Source organism: Streptomyces sp. NPDC033165 (genome assembly GCF_055577965.1).
In genome coordinates this window covers 739,045-758,404 of record NZ_JBVIPK010000001.1, presented here as the reverse complement: position 1 = coordinate 758,404, position 19,360 = coordinate 739,045, and the positions used below count along the sequence as shown (strand labels likewise).

Annotated in this window: 19 protein-coding genes; 8 read left to right on the top strand and 11 right to left on the bottom strand. The window is 72.6% G+C overall.

The genetic code is table 11. The features are described from left to right. Nucleotides 1-46: 46 nt before the first annotated feature. Together ACZ5WC_RS03635 and ACZ5WC_RS03630 are read left to right on the top strand one after the other, a co-directional pair. Nucleotides 47-913, top strand: coding sequence for a PHP domain-containing protein (locus tag ACZ5WC_RS03635; protein ID WP_468539280.1), 867 nt, complete (start codon nucleotides 47-49; stop codon nucleotides 911-913). A 206-nt stretch (nucleotides 914-1,119) separates the two neighbouring features. Beyond that, entirely contained in the window at nucleotides 1,120-1,725 is a 606-nt protein-coding gene (locus ACZ5WC_RS03630) for a MarC family protein (protein ID WP_311121410.1), read from the top strand. A 70-nt stretch (nucleotides 1,726-1,795) separates the two neighbouring features. Here ACZ5WC_RS03630 and ACZ5WC_RS03625 read toward each other — a convergent pair whose 3' ends face one another. Further along, entirely contained in the window at nucleotides 1,796-1,948 is a 153-nt protein-coding gene (locus ACZ5WC_RS03625) for a hypothetical protein (protein WP_096632998.1), read from the bottom strand. Between the two features lie 87 nt (nucleotides 1,949-2,035). On the opposite strand from ACZ5WC_RS03625, the gene ACZ5WC_RS03620 reads away from it, so the two are divergent. Then, nucleotides 2,036-2,929, top strand: coding sequence for an NYN domain-containing protein (locus ACZ5WC_RS03620; protein WP_468539279.1), 894 nt, complete (start codon nucleotides 2,036-2,038; stop codon nucleotides 2,927-2,929). A 35-nt stretch (nucleotides 2,930-2,964) separates the two neighbouring features. On the opposite strand, the gene ACZ5WC_RS03615 is transcribed toward ACZ5WC_RS03620, so the two are convergent. Continuing rightward, nucleotides 2,965-3,864: an alpha/beta fold hydrolase gene (locus ACZ5WC_RS03615; protein ID WP_468539278.1), complete on the bottom strand. Its 900-nt coding sequence runs from the start codon at nucleotides 3,862-3,864 to the stop codon at nucleotides 2,965-2,967. Between the two features lie 115 nt (nucleotides 3,865-3,979). Beyond that, nucleotides 3,980-6,355 (bottom strand): DEAD/DEAH box helicase, encoded by a 2,376-nt coding sequence (locus ACZ5WC_RS03610; RefSeq protein ID WP_468539407.1) that lies wholly within the window; start codon nucleotides 6,353-6,355, stop codon nucleotides 3,980-3,982. Nucleotides 6,356-6,829: 474 nt separating this feature from the next. On the opposite strand from ACZ5WC_RS03610, the gene ACZ5WC_RS03605 reads away from it, so the two are divergent. Continuing rightward, on the top strand, nucleotides 6,830-7,576 hold the full coding sequence (locus ACZ5WC_RS03605; protein WP_468539277.1) for a ferritin-like fold-containing protein: 747 nt from the start codon (nucleotides 6,830-6,832) through the stop codon (nucleotides 7,574-7,576). Nucleotides 7,577-7,600: 24 nt separating this feature from the next. On the opposite strand, the gene ACZ5WC_RS03600 is transcribed toward ACZ5WC_RS03605, so the two are convergent. Then, nucleotides 7,601-7,873 (bottom strand): hypothetical protein, encoded by a 273-nt coding sequence (locus tag ACZ5WC_RS03600; RefSeq protein WP_468539276.1) that lies wholly within the window; start codon nucleotides 7,871-7,873, stop codon nucleotides 7,601-7,603. A gap of 686 nt (nucleotides 7,874-8,559) precedes the next feature. Here ACZ5WC_RS03600 and ACZ5WC_RS03595 point away from each other — a divergent pair. Together ACZ5WC_RS03595 and ACZ5WC_RS03590 are read left to right on the top strand one after the other, a co-directional pair. Next, a complete protein-coding gene (locus ACZ5WC_RS03595; RefSeq protein WP_468539275.1) occupies nucleotides 8,560-9,591 on the top strand; it encodes an ArsR/SmtB family transcription factor in 1,032 nt (343 codons plus the stop codon). Between the two features lie 159 nt (nucleotides 9,592-9,750). Continuing rightward, a complete protein-coding gene (locus tag ACZ5WC_RS03590; RefSeq protein WP_468539274.1) occupies nucleotides 9,751-10,161 on the top strand; it encodes a VOC family protein in 411 nt (136 codons plus the stop codon). Nucleotides 10,162-10,222: 61 nt separating this feature from the next. Here the strand turns inward: ACZ5WC_RS03590 and ACZ5WC_RS03585 are convergent, their stop codons facing one another. The 3 genes from ACZ5WC_RS03585 to nirB all read right to left on the bottom strand — a co-directional run bounded on the left by ACZ5WC_RS03585 (nucleotide 10,223) and on the right by nirB (nucleotide 14,539). Next, nucleotides 10,223-11,389: an alkaline phosphatase PhoX gene (locus ACZ5WC_RS03585; RefSeq protein ID WP_468539273.1), complete on the bottom strand. Its 1,167-nt coding sequence runs from the start codon at nucleotides 11,387-11,389 to the stop codon at nucleotides 10,223-10,225. 154 nt (nucleotides 11,390-11,543) lie between these two features. Further along, the gene (nirD, locus tag ACZ5WC_RS03580; protein ID WP_468539272.1) at nucleotides 11,544-11,951 is read right to left on the bottom strand and encodes a nitrite reductase small subunit NirD; all 408 of its coding nucleotides are present in this window, start codon (nucleotides 11,949-11,951) and stop codon (nucleotides 11,544-11,546) included. After that, on the bottom strand, nucleotides 11,951-14,539 hold the full coding sequence (nirB, locus tag ACZ5WC_RS03575; RefSeq protein WP_468539271.1) for a nitrite reductase large subunit NirB: 2,589 nt from the start codon (nucleotides 14,537-14,539) through the stop codon (nucleotides 11,951-11,953). Before nirB ends, nirD begins: the two co-directional genes overlap by 1 nt. A 223-nt stretch (nucleotides 14,540-14,762) precedes the next feature. On the opposite strand from nirB, the gene ACZ5WC_RS03570 reads away from it, so the two are divergent. Beyond that, nucleotides 14,763-15,554, top strand: coding sequence for a TSUP family transporter (locus ACZ5WC_RS03570; protein ID WP_468539270.1), 792 nt, complete (start codon nucleotides 14,763-14,765; stop codon nucleotides 15,552-15,554). A gap of 16 nt (nucleotides 15,555-15,570) precedes the next feature. Here the strand turns inward: ACZ5WC_RS03570 and ACZ5WC_RS03565 are convergent, their stop codons facing one another. The 4 genes from ACZ5WC_RS03565 to ACZ5WC_RS03550 all read right to left on the bottom strand — a co-directional run bounded on the left by ACZ5WC_RS03565 (nucleotide 15,571) and on the right by ACZ5WC_RS03550 (nucleotide 18,632). Beyond that, nucleotides 15,571-16,203 carry a class F sortase gene (locus tag ACZ5WC_RS03565; protein ID WP_468539269.1) on the bottom strand — a complete coding sequence of 211 codons (633 nt, stop codon included), beginning with the start codon at nucleotides 16,201-16,203 and terminating at the stop codon, nucleotides 15,571-15,573. A 139-nt stretch (nucleotides 16,204-16,342) separates the two neighbouring features. Further along, nucleotides 16,343-16,870: a hypothetical protein gene (locus ACZ5WC_RS03560; protein ID WP_468539268.1), complete on the bottom strand. Its 528-nt coding sequence runs from the start codon at nucleotides 16,868-16,870 to the stop codon at nucleotides 16,343-16,345. Nucleotides 16,871-17,291: 421 nt separating this feature from the next. Beyond that, nucleotides 17,292-17,753 (bottom strand): DUF5990 family protein, encoded by a 462-nt coding sequence (locus tag ACZ5WC_RS03555; protein ID WP_468539406.1) that lies wholly within the window; start codon nucleotides 17,751-17,753, stop codon nucleotides 17,292-17,294. 63 nt (nucleotides 17,754-17,816) lie between these two features. Further along, nucleotides 17,817-18,632, bottom strand: a complete 816-nt coding sequence (locus ACZ5WC_RS03550; protein WP_468539267.1) for an aminotransferase class IV — start codon at nucleotides 18,630-18,632, stop codon at nucleotides 17,817-17,819. Nucleotides 18,633-18,713: 81 nt separating this feature from the next. On the opposite strand from ACZ5WC_RS03550, the gene ACZ5WC_RS03545 reads away from it, so the two are divergent. Next, on the top strand, nucleotides 18,714-19,325 hold the full coding sequence (locus ACZ5WC_RS03545) for an NADPH-dependent FMN reductase (protein WP_468539266.1): 612 nt from the start codon (nucleotides 18,714-18,716) through the stop codon (nucleotides 19,323-19,325). Nucleotides 19,326-19,360 lie beyond the last annotated feature (35 nt).

Below are 19,360 nucleotides of genomic sequence, written 5' to 3'. Positions count from 1 at the left end.
CCTTGAGCGGTCCCCCGTCCGCCCACGAGCTCTGGAGCCAGCCGTCGTGCGTATCGACCTGCACACCCACTCCACCGCGTCGGACGGCACGGACACCCCCGCCGAGCTGGTCGCGAACGCGGCCGCCGCGGGCCTGGACGTCGTCGCGCTCACCGACCACGACACCGTGGGCGGTCACAAGCAGGCCATCGACGCGCTGCCCGAGGGCCTCACCCTCGTCACCGGTGCCGAGCTCTCCTGCCGCGTCGACGGCGTGGGCGTGCACATGCTGGCGTACCTCTTCGACCCCGCCGAACCCGAGCTGGAGCGCGAGCGCGAGCTCGTCCGCGACGACCGGGTGCCGCGCGCCCAGGAGATGGTCCGCAAGCTCCGCGCCCTCGACGTCCCGGTCACCTGGGAGCAGGTCGCCCGTATCGCCGGGGACGGCTCGGTCGGCCGCCCGCACGTCGCCGCGGCCCTCGTCGAACTGGGCGTCGTGGATACCGTCTCCGACGCCTTCACGCCCGACTGGCTGGGCAATGGCGGACGGGCCTACGCCGAGAAGCACGAGCTCGACCCGTTCGAGGCCGTCCGTCTGGTGAAGGCGGCGGGCGGGGTCACCGTCTTCGCCCACCCCGCCGCCGTGAAACGGGGCGAGGTGGTCCCCGAGGCCACGATCGCCGCGCTCGCCGCCGCGGGCCTCGACGGCATAGAGGTCGACCACATGGACCACGACGAGCCCACCCGGGCCCGGCTGCGCGGCCTCGCCCGCGAACTGGGGCTGCTGACGACCGGCTCCAGCGACTACCACGGCAGCCGCAAGTCCGTACGGCTCGGCGAATACACCACCGACCCCGAGATCTACGGCGAGATCACCCGGCGCGCCACGGGAGCCTTCCCGGTGCCGGGCGCCGGCGGACCCGGCCGTATCTAGGGCCTGTTGTCGGACCGCCGCCTGCCGGGCGGCGCCCTTCGGGCAACGACGGCAGTCTGACGACCGGCCCCAGGACCCACCTGCTTCCACCGCACCACGCACCACGTCCCACCTCGCGCGCCCTTTCCCCTGCCGTCGTGCGCCGACGGCAGGCCGCCCGGGCCCGTGCCCCCCGTAACTCCCGCTCATCTCTCGCAAGGCTCACTGTGTTCGACGTCGCTGTCTTCGGATCCCTTTTTCTCACCCTTTTTGTGATTATGGACCCGCCCGGAATCACGCCGATCTTCCTCGCGCTCACCGCGGGCCGCCCCGCCAAGGTGCAGCGGAAGATGGCGCTCCAGGCGGTCACGGTCGCCTTCGGTGTGATCGCCGTCTTCGGTCTGCTCGGTCAGCAGATCCTCGACTATCTGCATGTCTCCGTGCCCGCCCTGATGATCGCGGGCGGTCTCCTCCTGCTGCTCATCGCGCTCGACCTGCTCACCGGCAAGACGGACGAGCCGACGCAGACCAAGGACGTCAACGTCGCCCTCGTGCCGCTGGGCATGCCGCTGCTGGCCGGCCCCGGCGCCATCGTCTCGGTCATCCTGGCGGTGCAGCACGCCGACGGCCTGGGCGGGCAGCTCTCGGTGTGGTCCGCGATCGTCGCCATGCACGTCGTGCTCTGGCTGACGATGCGCTACTCGCTGGTGATCATCCGCGTGATCAAGGACGGGGGTGTGGTGCTGGTGACCCGGCTCGCGGGCATGATGCTCTCCGCCATCGCGGTCCAGCAGATCATCAACGGCGTCACCCAGGTCATCCAGAACTCCTGAGACCCGCCCGCACGTCACAGCGCCCCCGCACGGTCCTTCCGTGCGGGGGCGCCTCGTCGTCGGCCAGGCGTTACGAAGCCGCGCCGTCGGCCGGCCGGATGTAGATGCGCCGGCCCACGGCTGCGGCCTGCTGCACGATCCGGTCGACGGAGGCGGCGTCCACGACGGTGCTGTCGACGGCGGTACCGTCGACGTCGTCGAGTCGCATGATCTCGAAGCGCACAGGGGCTTCCCTTCGTCTCGTCGGTTCCTTGCATGTGACAACGGCTTGCCTGGTACAAACATTCCCTACGCTAAGGAAATTTTTTGGATGTCTAAGTACCCGGCTGATATCGCCGACCGTCTGGACCGCACCAACGACCTGCTCCAGCGCATGCTCATCGAGGTCTCCAAGACTCCGTCGACGCACGCCATCTTCGTGGACGCGGGCTATGTGTACGCCGCGGCCGGCCTCCTCGTCACCGGCACCGAGGACCGGCGCTCCTTCGACCTCGACGCCGAGGGGCTGATCGAGGCCTTCATCGACAAGGCCCGCACGATCTTCGCGGACAGCAGGCTGCTGCGCGTCTACTGGTACGACGGGGCCAGACGCCGTATCCACACCACCGAGCAGCAGGCCATCGCCGAACTCCCCGACGTCAAGGTCAGGCTGGGCAACCTCAACGCCAACAACCAGCAGAAGGGCGTCGACTCCCTCATCCGCACCGACCTCGAATCCCTCGCCCGGCACCGGGCCATCAGTGACGCGGCGCTCGTCGGCGGCGACGAGGATCTGGTCTCGGCGGTCGAGGCGGCCCAGGGCTACGGAGCCCGGGTGCACCTGTGGGGCATCGAGGCCGCTGAGGGGCGCAACCAGGCGGAACCGCTGCTGTGGGAGGTGGACAGCCAGCGCACCTTCGACCTGGACTTCTGCCGCCCGTATGTCACCCGGCGCCCGGTCACGACGTACGAGGACGACACCCCGGCCCCCTCCCGGGAGGACGTCCGTTTCGTCGGCGCCCAGATTGCCGCCGCCTGGCTCGCCGCCCGGGGCCGCGAGTCCCTCGCCGACCTGCTGCCCGGCCACCCGTATCTGCCGGGCTCCGTCGACCAGGATCTCCTGGTGGAGGCCGAACGCCTGCTCCAGCACTCGCTGCGCGGCCACGCCCACCTGCGGCGGGCGCTGCGCGACGGCTTCTGGCAACACCTCCAGTCGCAGTACTGACCGGCGGTCGCCGTCACGGGGCCGCGGGCGGTGCGTCAGGTGGCCGGAAAGGTGTCCCAGAACATGGCGAGCGCCTTCGCGGTCTCCTGCGGCCGGGCGGTGTTGGGGGAGTGCTCGGCCCCGGCGATCGTGGTGCGGCGGGCGTCCAGACGCCGCGCCATGGAGTCGAACAGCTCCACCGGCCACACGTCGTCGCGCTCGCCGGACAGGACGTGGACGGGCAGCCCGACGGCGGCCAGCTCGTCCACCCGGTCCGGTTCGACGCCCAGCTGTGCTCCGGTGGCGATCAGCTGGGCCGGGTCGTGTCGCATCCAGCGTCGGCGCATGTCCTCGCCGTCGCCGGTGTCCGCGTCCTGCGGCGGGTCCAGCGCCTGCATCGCCTGCCACACCTCGTCCATGGACAGCACGGACAGCGCGTCGCTCAGCATCTTCACCTTCTCCCGCTGGGCCGCGACCACTTCGGCGGGGCCCGAGGACATCAGCGTCAGCGAGCGGAACGGGGTGGCGTCCAGCAGGACGGCGGCACGGGCGATCTGCCCGCCGAGCGAGTGCCCGAGCAGATGCAGCCCCCCCTCGCCGATGCCCTCGCCCCGGCCGCCTCCGTCGCTGTCGCTGTCGCTGTCGGTCAGGGCGGCCGCCTGGGCCAGTACGTCCCGGGCCAACTCGCCCTGGGCGTACTGCTCCTGACGGTCCGCTCCCGCGGACTCGTACTGCCCCCGGCCGTCCACGGCGACCACCCGGTAGCCCGCCGCCGACAGCGGTTCGAGCAGCGCGATGAAGTCCTCCTTGCTGCCGGTGTACCCGGGCAGCAGCAGAGCGGTGGCCCGTGCGGGCGTGGTCGGTACGGCGTCCAGTACGGCGAAGTCCCCGCGCTCGGTGTGCAAGACCCGGGCGGTGGTGCAGGCGGGAGGCGTGAAGGTGGGCGGGCGGCTCATACGGCGAGGCTATCCCCGCCACCCGGGTCCTGGCTCCACGGGGCGGCCGAAACGGCCCCGGCCCCCGCGGGTGCGGGGGCCGGGGCCGTCGGTCGAGCGGTACTGCGGCGGGGCGTCAGCTCTCGGTCGTCGCCGTTGCCTGGCCCGCCGGGCGGGTGGCACGGCGGCGGCGCGGCTTCGGCTCGGCGGCGGCCTCGCTCACCACGGCCTCGGCCTCGGAGACCACTGCGGCCTCCTGGGCCGCGGTCGAGGTGACGCTCCGCGTGGCGCGGCGGCGACGGGGCTTGGCCTCCGCCTCGGCGGCCGGAGCCTGCTCGGCGGGCGCCTCGGCGACGGCCGCCTTCGCGGTGGCCCTGGCCTTGGACTTCGCCGGAGTCTTCGCCTTCGCGGGGGCCTCCGCCTCGGCCGGAGCCTCGGCCTTCGCCGGGGCGTCGGCCTTCTTCCGGGACCTCGTCGCCCGGGTCCTGGGCTCCTTGGTCTCGGCGGCCTCCGGGGTCTCGGCGCTCTTCGCCGCCTTGGCCCTGGTCCTGGTGGACTTGGTCCCGGCGACGGGCTCCGACTCGCTCGCGGCCTCCGCCTTCGCCTTCGCCGTCTCGGGCTTCGACTCGGTCTTCGGCTTCGTGGTGCGGGCCGGGCGGCGGCGCGTCCTCGGCTCCGGCTCCGGCTCGGCGGGCGGGGCGATCTGGAAGTCGACCTCGTCGGCCGGCTTCACGATCCGGGCGCGGCGGCGCGGCCTGACGGCCTTCGGCTCGGCGACCGGCTCCGCGATGCCCGCGGCGACCGCCACGGTCTGGAACTCGGCCGGGGCCGGGGCGGCCGGAGCCTGGGCGGCGGGCCGGTCCGTCTCCTCGGCCACCGTCTCCTCGGCCACCGGCTTCGCGGCGCGGCTGCGACGGCGGCGCGGCTTGGACTCCGTCACCGCTTCCGCCGCGGGCTCCGCGACCGGCTCGGCCACGGGTGCGGCTTCGGCCACCGGGGCGGGCTCCGCCACGGGTGCGGCCTCGGCCACCGGGGCGGGCACCGCGGGGGCCTCGGCGACCGCCACAGCCGCCTCGGTGACGGCTTCGGCGGCGCTGACCCGCGTACGGCGACGGCGGCGCGGAGTGCGCGGGGCGTCGGGAGCCTCGTCACCGGCCGGGGCGGCCGGGGCGGCCTCCTTGGCCGGTGCGGGCACCGTCGCCGTCCCCTCCGCGACGGAGGACCCGCCACGGGTGCGGCGGCGCTGACGCGGCGTACGCGTACGGGGCTCGCGCTCCTCGCGGGCCGGAGCGGGGGCGGCGGACTTGCGGCCGCGGCCGCCGGTCTCGCCGAGGTCCTCGACCTCCTCCGCGCGCAGCCCGGCACGGGTCCGCTCGCCACGCGGCAGGACACCCTTGGTGCCCGCCGGGATACCGAGCTCCTCGAAGAGGTGCGGAGAGGTGGAGTACGTCTCCGGCGGGTCCGGGAACTTCAGGTCCAGCGCCTTGTTGATCAGCTGCCAGCGCGGGATGTCGTCCCAGTCGACCAGCGTGATCGCGATGCCCTTGGCACCCGCGCGGCCCGTGCGGCCGATGCGGTGGAGGTAGGTCTTCTCGTCCTCCGGCGACTGGTAGTTGATGACGTGGGTCACACCCTCGACATCGATACCGCGCGCGGCGACGTCGGTGCAGACCAGGACGTCGACCTTGCCGTTGCGGAAGGCGCGCAGCGCCTGCTCGCGGGCGCCCTGGCCGAGGTCGCCGTGGACCGCGCCGGAGGCGAAGCCGCGCTTCTCCAGCTGCTCGGCGATGTCGGCGGCCGTGCGCTTGGTCCGGCAGAAGATCATCGCGAGTCCGCGGCCGTCGGCCTGGAGGATCCGCGAGACCATCTCGGGCTTGTCCATCGAGTGCGCGCGGTAGACGTGCTGCTGGGTGTTCTTGACGGTCGTGCCCTCGTCGTCGGGCGACGTGGCGTTGATGTGCGTCGGCTGCGACATGTAGCGGCGGGCGAGGCTGATGACGGCACCGGGCATGGTGGCCGAGAACAGCATCGTCTGGCGCTTGGCCGGCAGCATCGTGATGATGCGCTCGACGTCGGGCAGGAAGCCCAGGTCCAGCATCTCGTCGGCCTCGTCGAGGACGAGCCCGCGGATGTGGGACAGATCGAGCTTGCGCTGGCCCGCCAGGTCCAGCAGGCGGCCCGGGGTGCCGACGATCACGTCGACGCCCTTCTTGAGGGCCTCGACCTGGGGCTCGTAGGCCCGGCCGCCGTAGATCGCGAGAACGCGGACGTTACGGACCTTGCCCGCGGTGAGCAGGTCGTTGGTGACCTGGGTGCACAGCTCGCGGGTGGGGACGACGACGAGCGCCTGCGGCGCGTCGGTCAGCTGCTCGGGCTTGGCGCGCCCGGCCTCGACGTCGGCGGGGACGGTCACGCGCTCCAGGAGCGGGAGACCGAAGCCGAGCGTCTTGCCGGTGCCGGTCTTGGCCTGGCCGATGACGTCGGAGCCGGAGAGGGCTACGGGGAGCGTCAGCTCCTGGATGGGGAAGGGGGACGTGATGCCGACTGCCTCAAGGGCTTCGGCCGTCTCGGGAAGAATACCGAGGTCGCGGAACGTAGTCAGGGTGCTGCCTCTTCTGTGAGACGCGGTCCGAGGCGAACGCTGGGGGTCGTACCGTGCCGGGGTTGGTCATCCGGCCGTGGATGGGCCGGGTGGCGCGGGACCACTGCCGTCGCTCGAGCGCTCGTGCCGCTGAGGGGGCCCCTCATCTGCAGGTCGTACGTGTCGTACACACCGCGCGGAGGGCTGTCGGGTCGGAGCCGATCGGGCCACCGACCGGGCATCCTCATTCAAAGGGCGCGCCTCTGGCACAGCAGTGCTCAGTAGGCGCAATACCACTGTACCCCGGATTCGCGCATCTGTGTTGGGCGAATTCATCGGAACGGTATGACGTCGTCCTCTGACCAGGCCCTTCCGCCCGCCGTCGAGCGGGCTATCGTTCGGTTCATGGAGACGCCTGACCACGCCACTGACACCCCCGCCGAAGGCCCCGAAGCCACCGGAATCGCCGCCCAGGACTGGGCCACCGCGTCCGCCGAGCCGCAGTACCGCGCCGCGGTCGTGGACCTGCTCGGCGCCCTCGCCTACGGAGAGCTGGCGGCGTTTGAACGCCTGGCCGAGGACGCGAAACTCGCGCCGACACTCGGGGACAAGGCGGAGCTGGCGAAGATGGCCGCCGCCGAGTTCCACCACTTCGAGCGGCTGACCGAGCGGCTCGCGGCGGTGGACGAGGACCCGACCGCCGCGATGGAGCCGTTCGCCAAGGCGCTCGACGACTTCCACCGCCAGACGGCACCGTCCGACTGGCTGGAGGGCCTGGTCAAGGCGTATGTGGGCGACTCGATCGCGAGCGACTTCTACCGGGAGGTCGCGGCCCGGCTGGACAGCGACACCCGCTCCCTGGTGCTGTCCGTGCTCGACGACACGGGTCACGGGAACTTCGCCGTGGAGAAGGTGCGCGCCGCCATCGAGGCCGACCCCCGGGTCGGTGGGCGGCTCGCGCTGTGGGCCCGTCGGCTGATGGGCGAGGCGCTGTCGCAGGCCCAGCGGGTGGTCGCCGACCGCGACGCGCTCTCGACGATGCTGGTGGGCGGTGTCGCGGACGGCTTCGACCTGGCGGAGGTGGGCCGGATGTTCTCCCGGATCACGGAGGCCCACACCAAGCGGATGGCCGCCCTGGGGCTGGCCGCGTAACACGCCTCCGTGCTCCCGGCCCCGCTACTGGGCCGCCGCCGACCGGGTGAGGCGGCGGCCGCGTGGACGGATCAGGAGCGACAGCGTCACCGCCCCGACGGACGCGGCTCCGGCCAGCGTCACCGCCAGATGGCCGGGGCCAAGCGCCGCATGCGTCAGATACGCGCCGAAGAGGGCGCCCAGCGCGCCGGTGGGGTACACCGCACGGCCGGACGGGAGCCGGTCGGCCAGTGATCGGAGCGCCACCCAGGACAGGGCCAGTCCGAGCACGGCGGAGCCGAAGGATTCCCAGAGCACAGAGGATCACCTCGCGGGGGTGTGCGGGGCGGGCAAATCGGTCGTAGCCGGTACTACCCCTCGCCCACGGAGGGCAACCCTCCAGTGACCCCTTCCGACCCGCGCGGGTAGGTGCGCCCACACAGAAGCGGGGGGGGGGGGGGGTCCCCCCGCTTCGCCTTGCCCCGCGGAAGTGGTCCGGGCGCCCGTGAGCGATCGGCGCTCCGGGGGCCGGGATGCCCGGAAATGATCGGCGGGTACGAGGACCGGCGTGCACGGATGTGACCGGCGGTACGGGAGAGTCGTCAGAAGCGAGCACGGAATACCGCCCGGAGAATGTGGCGCAGAGCACATTGCTTCGTTTAATGCGCAAAGAAATTCGGGTGACGGGCGACCCTCCGAGGGCGGGGGGGCCGGATGGACCGGGGTGCGGTCCATGGATCCCCACCCATGGACCGCACCCGGCTTACCCCCGTCGGGTACGGAGCCGCACCGTCGCCCACCGCCGCCGAACACACAAAGCCCCCCACGGCCTTCACGTGCTCATCCGGTGGGCACCGGATGCGTACCCGACGTCGTACAGCTTTTCGGGTGAAGCGGAACGGGGCGAGACGTTTCACTTCTGGCCGAAACCCCGTGGTGACCTCCTGTGACGGCCCGCATACCCTTCGGTGGGGGCAATTGCGGATGCAACAGGTGGGGGAGTAGTGCTGCGTATCCATGTGTCCAGGCTGGACCTTTCGCGGGTGCGGATGGCCACGAGGCCGGACGCGCTGTGGGAAACGATTCTCAGCTTTCACCGGCTGAGGGACCGGCGTGCTTCGACCATCTTCGGGAAATGGCGTACGGAAACCCGGACCCGGTTGAATGGCGAAGTACACCTGCTGGCGGCGGTCGTCCCGCCCCGCGGTTATTTCCCGGATTTTCTGACGCCCTCCCAGGAGGGGGCCGAGCCCTTCGGCCTCGACACCGGTATGGAGGCCCTGCGCGACACCCCGGCCGACCGCGTCCGCGAGGAGCTGGAGCTGCTGGCCGCCGGGCGGCAGCGGCAGCGGGCGGGCCGCCCGGCCGGGCAGCGGCCCCCGGGGAGAGCGAGCGCGGCGCTGCCCGCCGCACTCCTGGAGGGCCGGGCCGAGCCGCTCGGCCGGCTGATCGGGGCCCTCCGCAGCTACCACCACGCCGCCGTCGAGCCGTACTGGCCGCACATCAGGGCCAGCATCGAGGCGGACCGGGCCGTCCGGGGCCGGGCACTGCTGGACGGCGGCGCGGACGGGCTCCTGGCCACCCTGCCGCCGATGATCCGCTGGCGCTCACCCGTGCTGGAGGCCGACTACCCGGTCGACCGCGACCTGCATCTGGACGGCCGAGGGCTGCTGCTCCAGCCCTCGTTCTTCTGCCGGGGCACACCCGTCGTCTACCGGGACCCGTCCCTCCCGCCGGTGCTCGTCTACCCGGTGACGCACCCCGGCGCCCCCGAGTTCGCGGAGCCGGGCCCCTGGCTCGGCCGCCTCGTCGGCCACACCCGCTCGGCCGTCCTCCAGTCCATCGGCAACGGCTGCACCACGAGCGAACTGGCCCGCCGGGCCGGGGTGTCCCTGGCCTCCGCGAGCCAGCACGCCTCCGTGCTGCGCGAGGCGGGCCTGGTCCTGACCCTGCGCCACGGCAGCTCGGTGCTGCACACCCTGACCCCGCTGGGCGGCTCCCTCCTCCGCGGCGGCGCGCCGCTGGCCCTGCCCTGAGCGAAGGGCCCCAGGGGGCGGTGCGGACGTGGGCGAGGAGGCGAGCGGAATCTGCTTCCCCGAACACCGATGAGTTCCGCGCGGCACCGTCGTCTAACCATCGAAAGCGCCGGACGGACCGACCGGGGCGCGACGGGACAGAGGGAAGAGGAACCGACCATGGCTCAGATGATCTTCGTGAACCTGCCGGTGAAGAACCTGGAGACCACGAAGGGCTTCTTCGAGAAGCTCGGCTTCACGACCAACCCGCAGTTCACCGACGACAAGACGGCGTGTGTGGTGATCAGCGACACGATCTTCGCCATGCTGCTGACGGAGCCGCGCTTCAAGGAGTTCACCAAGAAGGACATCGCCGACGCCTCGAAGACGACCGAGGCCATCCTCGCCCTGAGCGCCGACAGCCGCGAGGAGGTGGACCGGATCGCCGAGGCGGCCCTGGCCTCCGGCGGCTCCCCGGCGGGCGAGACGCAGGACATGGGCTTCATGTACGGCCGCTCGTTCCAGGACCCCGACCACCACATCTGGGAGGTCGTGTGGATGGACCCGTCGGCCGTCGAGGGCGGCGCCTGACACCCCGGGCCGCCCAGGGGGTCCGACCCCTCCGGGTCCCGGAGGGGTCGGGGTGGTGCGGTCAGCCCCGGAACGGGCCCGTCACCTCGTAGGTGATGCCGCCCGACGAGCTTCCGCTCGTGCCGCGCTGCGAGGAGAAGTAGAGCCGGCTGCCGTCCGGCGAGAACGCGGGCCCGGTGATCTCCGAACCGGACTGGCCGGTGATCCGCAGGAACGGTGCCACCGTGTCGTCCGGAGTGATCAGGCAGATCTCCATGTTGCCGCCGTCCTCCGCCACGTAGAGGTCGCCGGAGTCGGACCGGGTGACGTTGTCGACCCCGGTCAGCGGGGCCGAGCCGCCCGTCACCAGCGAGTCGTCGTAGACGAGCGAGATCGACGGGTTGTCCGCGTCGTACGCCCACACCCGGTTGTCGCCCTTGGTGGTGAACCAGCAGGTGCCCGCCGCGTAGAAGCAGCCCTCCCCGCCCTTGAAGACCTTCGCCCCCGGCACCTGGTGCCGGGTCTGGGTGGAGGAGGCGGCCGGGTCCGGCACGTTCGCCCAGGTCACCGGAGTCGAGGTGCCCGAGCCCGCCACCAGCACCTGAAGGGTCCCGCTCGACAGGTCGCCCCAGGTCGTGGGCCGGAAGCGGTAGAAGCGGCCGTCCGACTCGTCCTCGGTGAGATAGACGTAACCGTGGTCCGGGTCCGATGCGGCCGCCTCGTGCTTGAAACGGCCCAGCGCGGGCCGCCGCACCGCCGCGTTCACTCCCCACGGGTCGGTCTCGTAGACGTATCCGCGGGTGACCTCCTCGCAGGACAGCCAGGTGTTCCACGGGGTCGCGCCGCCCGCGCAGTTGTTGTTCGTCCCGGACAGGATGCGGTACGCGGAGGTCACGGTCCCCGAGGAGTCGAAACGCACCGCGCTCGCCCCGCCGCCTCTCCACGACGACACCTCGGCGTTGGAGACGTAGATCCAGCCCGAGCCGTCGGCGTACACCGCCCCGCCGTCGGGCGCGCTGTGCCAGCGGTAGGAGGTGCCGGGCACGGTCTGCCCGGAACGGGCCACGATGCGGCTGGTGAAGCCGCTCGGCAGCCGGATGCCGTTGCTGTCGGCCGGCTGGAGCGCGCCGTACGGGCCGGGGGCCGGCTGGGCGGGGTCGGCGAAGGCGGCCCCTCGCCACAGCGTGCCGCCGAAGGCCGCCGCCGAGCTGCCGATCACCGCGGTGCGTAAGAAGGTCCGACGTTCCACGATCACTCCACGCATGACTGAGGGCCCCCCGCTCCGGACGGACCGGCGGGTCGCGCATCGCGACTGTAGGAGTACGGAGTTGACTGTCCGTCAATAGCAGGTGAACGTCCGGGGGAGGGGCGGGTGCGGGCCGGTACGCACCCGCCCCGCGCCCTCAGTCCGTCCGCACCGCGAACACCGGCACCGCCGCCGCCTCGTCGTCCAGACAGGCCCCCGTGGCCAGGTCGAAGCGCTGCTTGAGCAGGGGTGAGGCCACGAACGGCCGCCCGTCGGCCGAGCCGAGCAGCCCGCGCGAGAGGACGTACGCCCCGGTGAACGGGTCCCGGTTGCCGATCGCGTACACCTGCCCGGAGCGGTCCATGAACAGGGCCGCCTGGTCTCCGTCCGGCAGCAGCACCGCGACGCCGCGCCCGGGGGTGAGCAGCGACCGGTCGCAGACCGGCAGCCACGCGTCCGCGCAGCACAGCCGGACCGTCTCCGAGGCCGCCGTCTCCGAGACCGTGGCTTCCGAGGCCGCCGTCTCCGAGGCCGCCGTCTTCGTGGTGATCGTCTCCGTGGTCATCAGGATGCGGTCCCTTCGAGGGTGCGGACGGCGAGCACCGGACCGGCCAGCAGCTCCAGATCCGGCTTGATCTGATCGCGTTCCGGAACGAACTTCACCGAGGGGTCGGGGGCCTCGGGCGCGTTGACGAAGGTGACGAAGCGGCGCAGCCGCTCCGGGTCGCTGATGGTCTCGGCCCACTCGTCGCGGTAGCCCGCCACATGCCCGGCCATCAGCCGCTCCAGCTCCTCGCAGATCCCCAGCGAGTCGTGGACGACCACGTCCCGGACGTGCTCCAGACCGCCGTCGATCCGCTCCAGCCAGGCCGAGGTGCGCTCCAGCCGGTCCGCCGTACGGATGTAGAACATCAGGAACCGGTCGATCAGCCGCACCAGTTCGGCGTCCGAGAGGTCCTGGGCCAGCAGGTCGGCGTGGCGCGGGGTGGCCCCGCCGTTGCCGCCGACGTACAGGTTCCAGCCCTGGGCGGTGGCGATGATCCCGAAGTCCTTGCCCCGGGCCTCCGCGCACTCGCGGGCGCAGCCGGAGACCGCCGACTTCAGCTTGTGCGGGGAGCGCAGGCCCCGGTAGCGCAGCTCCAGGTCGATCGCCATCTTCACCGAGTCCTGTACGCCGTAGCGGCACCAGGTCTGCCCCACACAGGACTTGACCGTGCGCAGAGACTTCCCGTACGCGTGGCCCGACTCGAAGCCCGCGTCCACCAGCCGGGTCCAGATCAGCGGGAGCTGGTCGACCCGGGCGCCGAAGAGGTCGATGCGCTGGCCCCCGGTGATCTTCGTGTAGAGGCCGAAGTCACGGGCCACCTCGCCGATCACGATGAGCTTCTCCGGGGTGATCTCACCGCCCGGGATGCGCGGCACGATCGAGTACGACCCGTTGCGCTGGAGGTTGGCCAGGAAGTGGTCGTTGGTGTCCTGGAGCGCGGCCTGCTCGCCGTCCAGCACATAGCCGCTCGCGCCGACCGCCGGGGCCAGCGAGGCGATGACCGAGCCGACCGTCGGCTTGCAGACCTCGCAGCCGTCCCCGCCCCGCGCCTCCTGGCGGCCGTGCGAGTCGAGCAGCTCGGCGAAGGAGGTGACCCGCAGGGTGCGGACGATCTCGTACAGCTCGCTGCGGCTGTACGGGAAGCAGCCGCACAGCCCCGCGTCCTCGGGCGGCGGCAGCAGCTGGCCGATCACCTTGAGGCAGCCGCCGCAGCCCGTACCGGCCTTGGTGCACTTCTTCACCTCGGGCAGCGTGGTGTGTTCGCAGACCGCGCCCTTGGTGACGTTGTGGCAGGAGCAGATCACCGCCTCGTCCGGCAGCGCGGACGGGCCGAGCATCACCGGACCGCCCGCCCCGGCGGGCAGCACCAGCTGCTCGGGGGCGACCGGCAGCACCGTGCCCGTCATCGGCCGCAGGGTGCCGTACTGGTCCGCGTCCCCGACCAGCACCCCGCCCAGCAGGGTGCCGTCCGGCGCGATCACCAGCTTCTTGTACACCCCCGAGCGGGCGTCGGAGTACACCACGTCCAGCGAGCCGTCGGCCGCCCCGTGCGCGTCCCCGAACGAGGCCACGTCCACACCGAGCAGCTTCAGCTTCGTCGACAGGTCCGCCCCGGTGAACGCGGACCGCCCGCCCACCAGCGCCTCGGCCGCCGTCTCGGCCATCTCGTAGCCGGGCGCCACCAGCCCGTACACCCGGCCGTCGGCGGCGAGCGCGCACTCACCGATCGCGAACACCGCCGGGTCCGACGTCCGGCACTGCTCGTCCACGACGATCCCGCCGCGCTCGCCGACCGCCAGACCGCAGTCGCGGGCCAGCTGGTCCCGGGGCCGTACGCCCGCCGAGAAGACCACCAGATCGGTGGCGAGCGAGGACCCGTCCGACAGCGCCATCCCGCTCACCGCCCCGCCCGCGTCCGCGAGGACCTCCTGCGTACCGACCCCCGTGTGGACGGTCAGCCCCATCTCCTCGATCGTCCGCAGCAGCGCCGCGCCCCCGCCCTCGTCCACCTGGACCGGCATCAGCCGGGGCGCGAACTCCACCACGTGGGTGCGCAGCCCGAGCCCCTTCAGCGCCCCCGCCGCCTCCAGGCCGAGCAGTCCGCCGCCGACCACCGCACCGGTGGCCGCCCCCTTCGCGTACTCCTCGATCGCGAGGAGGTCCTCGATGGTCCGGTACACGAAACAGCCCCGGGCGTCCTTCCCCGGCACCGGCGGCACGAACGGGTACGAGCCCGTCGCCAGCACCAGCGTGTCGTACGGGAACACCGCCCCGGACCGCGCGGTCACCGTCCGCCCCGCCCGGTCGACGCTCTCCGCCGGGTCGCCCACGTACAGCTCGAAGCCGTGCCGCTCCATGAACCCCGGCTCCACCAGGGAGAGGTCCTCGGGGCTGCGCCCAGTGAAGTACGAGGTCAGCTGCACCCGGTCGTAGGCGGGCCGGGGCTCCTCGCAGAGCACGACGACCCGGGCCCCGCCGGCCGCCGGGGTCAGTCCGCGCCCGGCCAGGGCCTCCAGGAACCGCTGGCCGACCATGCCGTGCCCGACGACCACGATCGTCGGTACGGCGGTGTGCGCCGGGGAGTTCGGGGTGGTGGGCTCCGGCATCAGTGGCCTCCGTCGGTTGTCCTCATGCCATGAGCCTGGGCGGGAGGTGTTACCCGGCCGCATCCCTCCGGTTTCCCGGGCGGAACCTTGCGCTCAGCGTCGCCGCCGGGGGTGTGTGAGGGGCCTTCGGAGGGCCGGCCGGGGGCGTGGGGGCCTTCGGAGGGCCAGCGGGGGGTGCGGGGCCTTTTCGAAGACGGTCCGGGACACCCCTTAGTGTCGGGCCGTGCCCGAGATATCGCTGACCGTCCTCGTTCTCCTCTGCCTGGCCGCGGCCGCCGCGGGCTGGGTCGACGCCGTGGTGGGCGGGGGCGGACTGCTGCTCCTGCCCGCGCTCCTGCTCGGCCTGCCGAACGTACCGGCGGCCCACATCCTCGGGACCAACAAGGCCGTCGCGATCGTGGGGACCACGGGCGCGGCCGTGACGTTCGTCCGCAAGGCCCCGGTACGGGTCGGGCTCGCGGTACGGGTCGGGTTGATGGCGCTCGCCGGGTCGATGACCGGGGCGTTCTTCGCCGCCGGGATCAGCAGCGAGGTGCTCCGCCCGGTGATCATGGTGGTGCTGCTCGGGGTCGCGGCATTCGTCATGCTGCGCCCCTCGTTCGGCACGGCCGCGGCGGGCGACGGCACCGGACGGCCGGTCGGCCGAGCCCGGATCGTCACCGCGATCGTGCTGGTCGGCGGCGGGATCGGCTTCTACGACGGACTGTTCGGGCCGGGCACCGGCACCTTCCTGGTGCTGGCGCTGACCGCCGTGCTCCACCTGGACCTGGTGACCGCGTCGGCCACCGCGAAGATCGTCAACGTGTGCACCAACGGCGGGGCGCTGGCGATGTTCGCGTACCAGGGCACGGTGCTGTGGCAGCTGGCGGCCGTGATGGCCGTCTTCAACCTCGCGGGCGGGATGGTCGGGGCCCGGATGGCGTTGAGCCGGGGGAGCGGCTTCGTTCGCGCGGTGCTGCTGACCGTGGTGTTCTCGCTGGTCGCCAAGCTCGGCTTCGACCAGTGGAACGCGTAGGGGGGGCGGGTTGCGTTCAGCGGACGTCGGTCAGGTGCGCGTACGCCACCACGTTGCCCTGGTAGCCGGTCTCCTTGGAGAAGCCGCCGCCGCAGGTGATCAGCCGCAGCGCGGCGTGCGGCGAGTCGCCGTAGACGCGCCGGTCGGGGAAGTCGTCGTTGTCGTAGACCTCGATGGCGTCGATCGAGAAGACGGCGACGCGCCCGTCCCTGCGGACCACCTCGACCCGGGCCCCCTTGGTCAGGGCGCCCAGGGCGTAGAAGACGGACGGCCCTTCGGCGTTGTCCACGTGCCCGGCCACGATCGCGGTGCCCTGCGCGCCGGGCGGCACCCCGCCCCCGTACCAGCCCGCGAGGTTGCGGTCCTCGTCCGGCGGCACGTCGAGGCTGCCGTCGGCGGCCAGCCCCAGCCGTGTCATCGGCGCGTCCACCTCGATGCTCGGGATGCGGATGCGGACCGGCTCGGAGGAGGGCAGCGGTGCGGCGACGGGGGAGCCGGGCTGGAGCTCGGGCCCGGCGGCGAAGGCCTGGGCGCTGGAGGGCTGCGGCGGGATCAGCTGGGCGCCGGAGCCGTTCTGGACGAGCCAGATGCCGCACAGCACGGCGATGCCCACCAGCCAGCCCTTGGCCTTCTGCGCACTCTGGGACACGTCGTCGTCCTTCGTCTGCCTGGGTAGTCCTTCGTCTTCTTCGTCTTCTTCGTCGTTCTTCGTGACGAGGGCGGCGCGAGGAGGGCGGGCGGAGCGCGCTCGGGGACGCGCCCCGCCCGGTCGGTGGGGAAGCGGTGGTTCAGCTTCCTTCGGTGCCCTCGGAGCGGCGACGCAGCAGCCACAGGCCTCCGACGGCCGCCAGGCCGATCACGCCGACGCCGAGCGCGACCTGTGTGGAGTCCGGCTCGACGCTGCCGCCCACCCCGGTCCGCACATGGCCGGACGGCTTCTCGTGCCTGCCGCCGCCGATCACCTTGAGGCTGCCTGCCGCGTCCTTGCCGTTGTGGCAGAAGACGAAGACCTCGTAGGTGCCGGGCCTGGTGTCGTGCGGCACGGTGAACCGGCCGACGGAGTCCTCCTTGTGGGTGCCGGGACGCACCTTGAAGTCCTCGGCGTTCAGGTCGCTGGCGTCGCCGTCACCCCCCTTCGGGCCGCAGAGGGTGGTGTTCACGGTGACGGTGGCCCCCGGGGTCGCGGTCGACGGGGTGATCTCCAGTCGGCCGACGTCGCCTGCGTACGCGGACGGGGCGGCGGTGGTGAGACCGAGCGCGATGACGGTGAACGCGGCACCGACGGTGCCGGTCACAAGGCGGGCAGGACTGCGCATGGGGATCCTCCGGGCAGACGGCGCGAGCAGGTGTGTCCTGTCCCCGAGACAACGGGGGCAGGGCCGCCCGCGCCTTCTGACGCTGAATCAGCTTTCACTCGTACGGACCGGCGCGGCACCCTTGCCGGAATGGATCACCGCAGGTCGTGGCGGTGCGGCTGGGCCGTTCGGTCCGTGCCGGCCGCCCGGGTGCCGATCGGGTGACCGGGCGGCCGGCTGGGCGGGCGAGATGTGACGTAGCTCACACGTATGGCCTCGCGGGGGCCGGGCACACGCAAGTAACCGTCCCCCACGGGACTCATCCCCGCCCCCCACGGCACCCGCACCCACCGGACCCTCTGCCCCCGGGGTCCGGTGGGGGGCGGTGCCGGATCGGCCTCCGGCCGCTACCGGATCGGCCTCCGGCCGACCACCGGCGCGGTCACGTCCCGTCCGTGGCGCTCCAGGTGATCTGCGGCGGGCGCACCCGGGCGCACAGCGGCTGCCCCTTGGCGTCGGTGAGTCCGAGTCGCCCGGTCAGATGCCCGGTGCGCGCGGCGGCTTCGAGGACGTCCGGGCCGATGTCGCCGAACATCAGCTTGGCGCGCCGGAACATGGTGAAGACCCCGGCGTCGTCCACCGTGCCCCAGGACAGATAGACGAACCGCCCGCCCAGCCGGTTCTGCACGTACGGTCCCGACACCTCGATCCCGTCCGCCGTCGGGGTGGCCGTGCAGTCGAGCGTCCACGCGGCCGACGGGGCGTCCCCCGGGTGCAGGCCGAGCAGCTCGCCGGGCCGGTCCTTGCGCTGGACGCCGACGTGGATGTTCGCGAACCCGGGGAAGTCGCTCTCCGGGCCGCAGGCACGGCCGGGAAGGTCCGACGCCTCGATATGGATCTGCATCTGCATGCCCCCATGGTCCGGCACCGCTCAGGACCCCAGCTCCGCCCCCCGGGAGCACGGGCGTCACAGGGCGTCCGGCGGGGTGCTCCCGTACGCCCGGTCCAGCTGCCTCAGCAGCTCCTCGTCGACCGGGAACCGCCGGTCGTCGATCCGCCCCACCGGCGCGATGCCCCGAGCGTTGCAGACGAAGGCCGCCCGGTAGCGGCCCACGCCGTCCGGGCCCTCCAGTGTCACCGGGCGCCGCACCGACGGCCGTCCGGCCCGCTCCAGCCCCTGGTCCAGCAGCGTCATCGTGGTGCCGGTGAGTGCCGGGGCGTCGGGCCACACCACCGAGGCCCCGTCCCAGAAGCCGATGCTGGTGGTCGCGCCCTCGGCCACCACCCCGCCGGGCAGCGTCAGCAGCGCCTCGTCGAAGCCCGCCCGCCCGGCCAGCAGCCGGTGGTACGCCTGCCCGAAGTCGCCGGGCCGCTTGATGTGCGGGGCGGTGCGCGCGTACGGCACCGACCTCAGGCTCCGTGCCCCGGTCGACGGCCGCGCGGGCTCGTCAACGGTCACCATCACCCGCGTACGGCCGCCCCCGGGCGGCAGGTAGCCGTTCACCCGCACCGAGGCGTCCCGCACCCCCGTCCCGGCCCCCGCTCCGTCCAGGGCGTGCCGGATCAGCTCCCGCACCCGGCCGCCGTCCAGGGGCCGGCCGAACAGCTCCCGGTTCGCGGCGTCCAGCCGGGCGAGATGCAGCCCGAGCCCCCGCACGCCGCCGTCCCGCACCTGTAGGGCGGTGAAGTGGCCGAAACCCTGGAGGGCGGGAATCAGCAGATCGTCCTCGGTGGCCGGGTGCCCGTCGAACTCGACATGGACGGCGAATCGTTGCGTCCTCATCCGGCCACGGTAAAACGTTTCGGCCAGGGTTCGACCGACGGGCTTGACCTGAACCATGGTTGAGGCTGAAAGCTCGACCCCATGAACACCACACCGGTATCTCCCGTATCCGCCCCGGCCCCCCTCAAGGTGGCCGTCATCCTCGGCAGCAACCGCACGGGCCGCTTCGGTCCCGTGATCGCCGACTGGTTCCTGGGCCGCGCGGCCCGCCACCCAAGCATCGAGACCGACCTCGTGGACGTCGCGGAGGCCGACCTCCCCACCGCCCTCTCCTTCAGCCCCGGCCCCGAGGAAGCCTCCCGGCTCGACGCGGTCTCCACCCGGTTGGCGGCGGCCGACGCCTTCGTCGTGATCACCCCCGAGTACAACCACTCCTTCCCCGCCCCGCTGAAGAACCTGATCGACTGGCACCGCGAGGAGTGGCAGGCCAAGCCCGTCGCCTTCGTTTCGTACGGAGGCGTCTCGGGGGGCCTGCGGGCCGTCGAGCAGCTCCGCCAGGTCTTCGCCGAACAGCACACCGTCACCGTCCGCGACACCGTCTCCTTCCACAACGCGGGCGCCCTCTTCGACGACGAGGGACGCCACCGGGACCCGGCCGACGCCGACGCGGCGGCCAAGACGATGCTGGACCAGCTGGTGTGGTGGGGAACCGCGCTGCGGGACGCCCGGAATCTCCGTCCGTACGGCGGCTGAACCGCGGGGGACCGACAATCGGGTCAGGGCCCCGG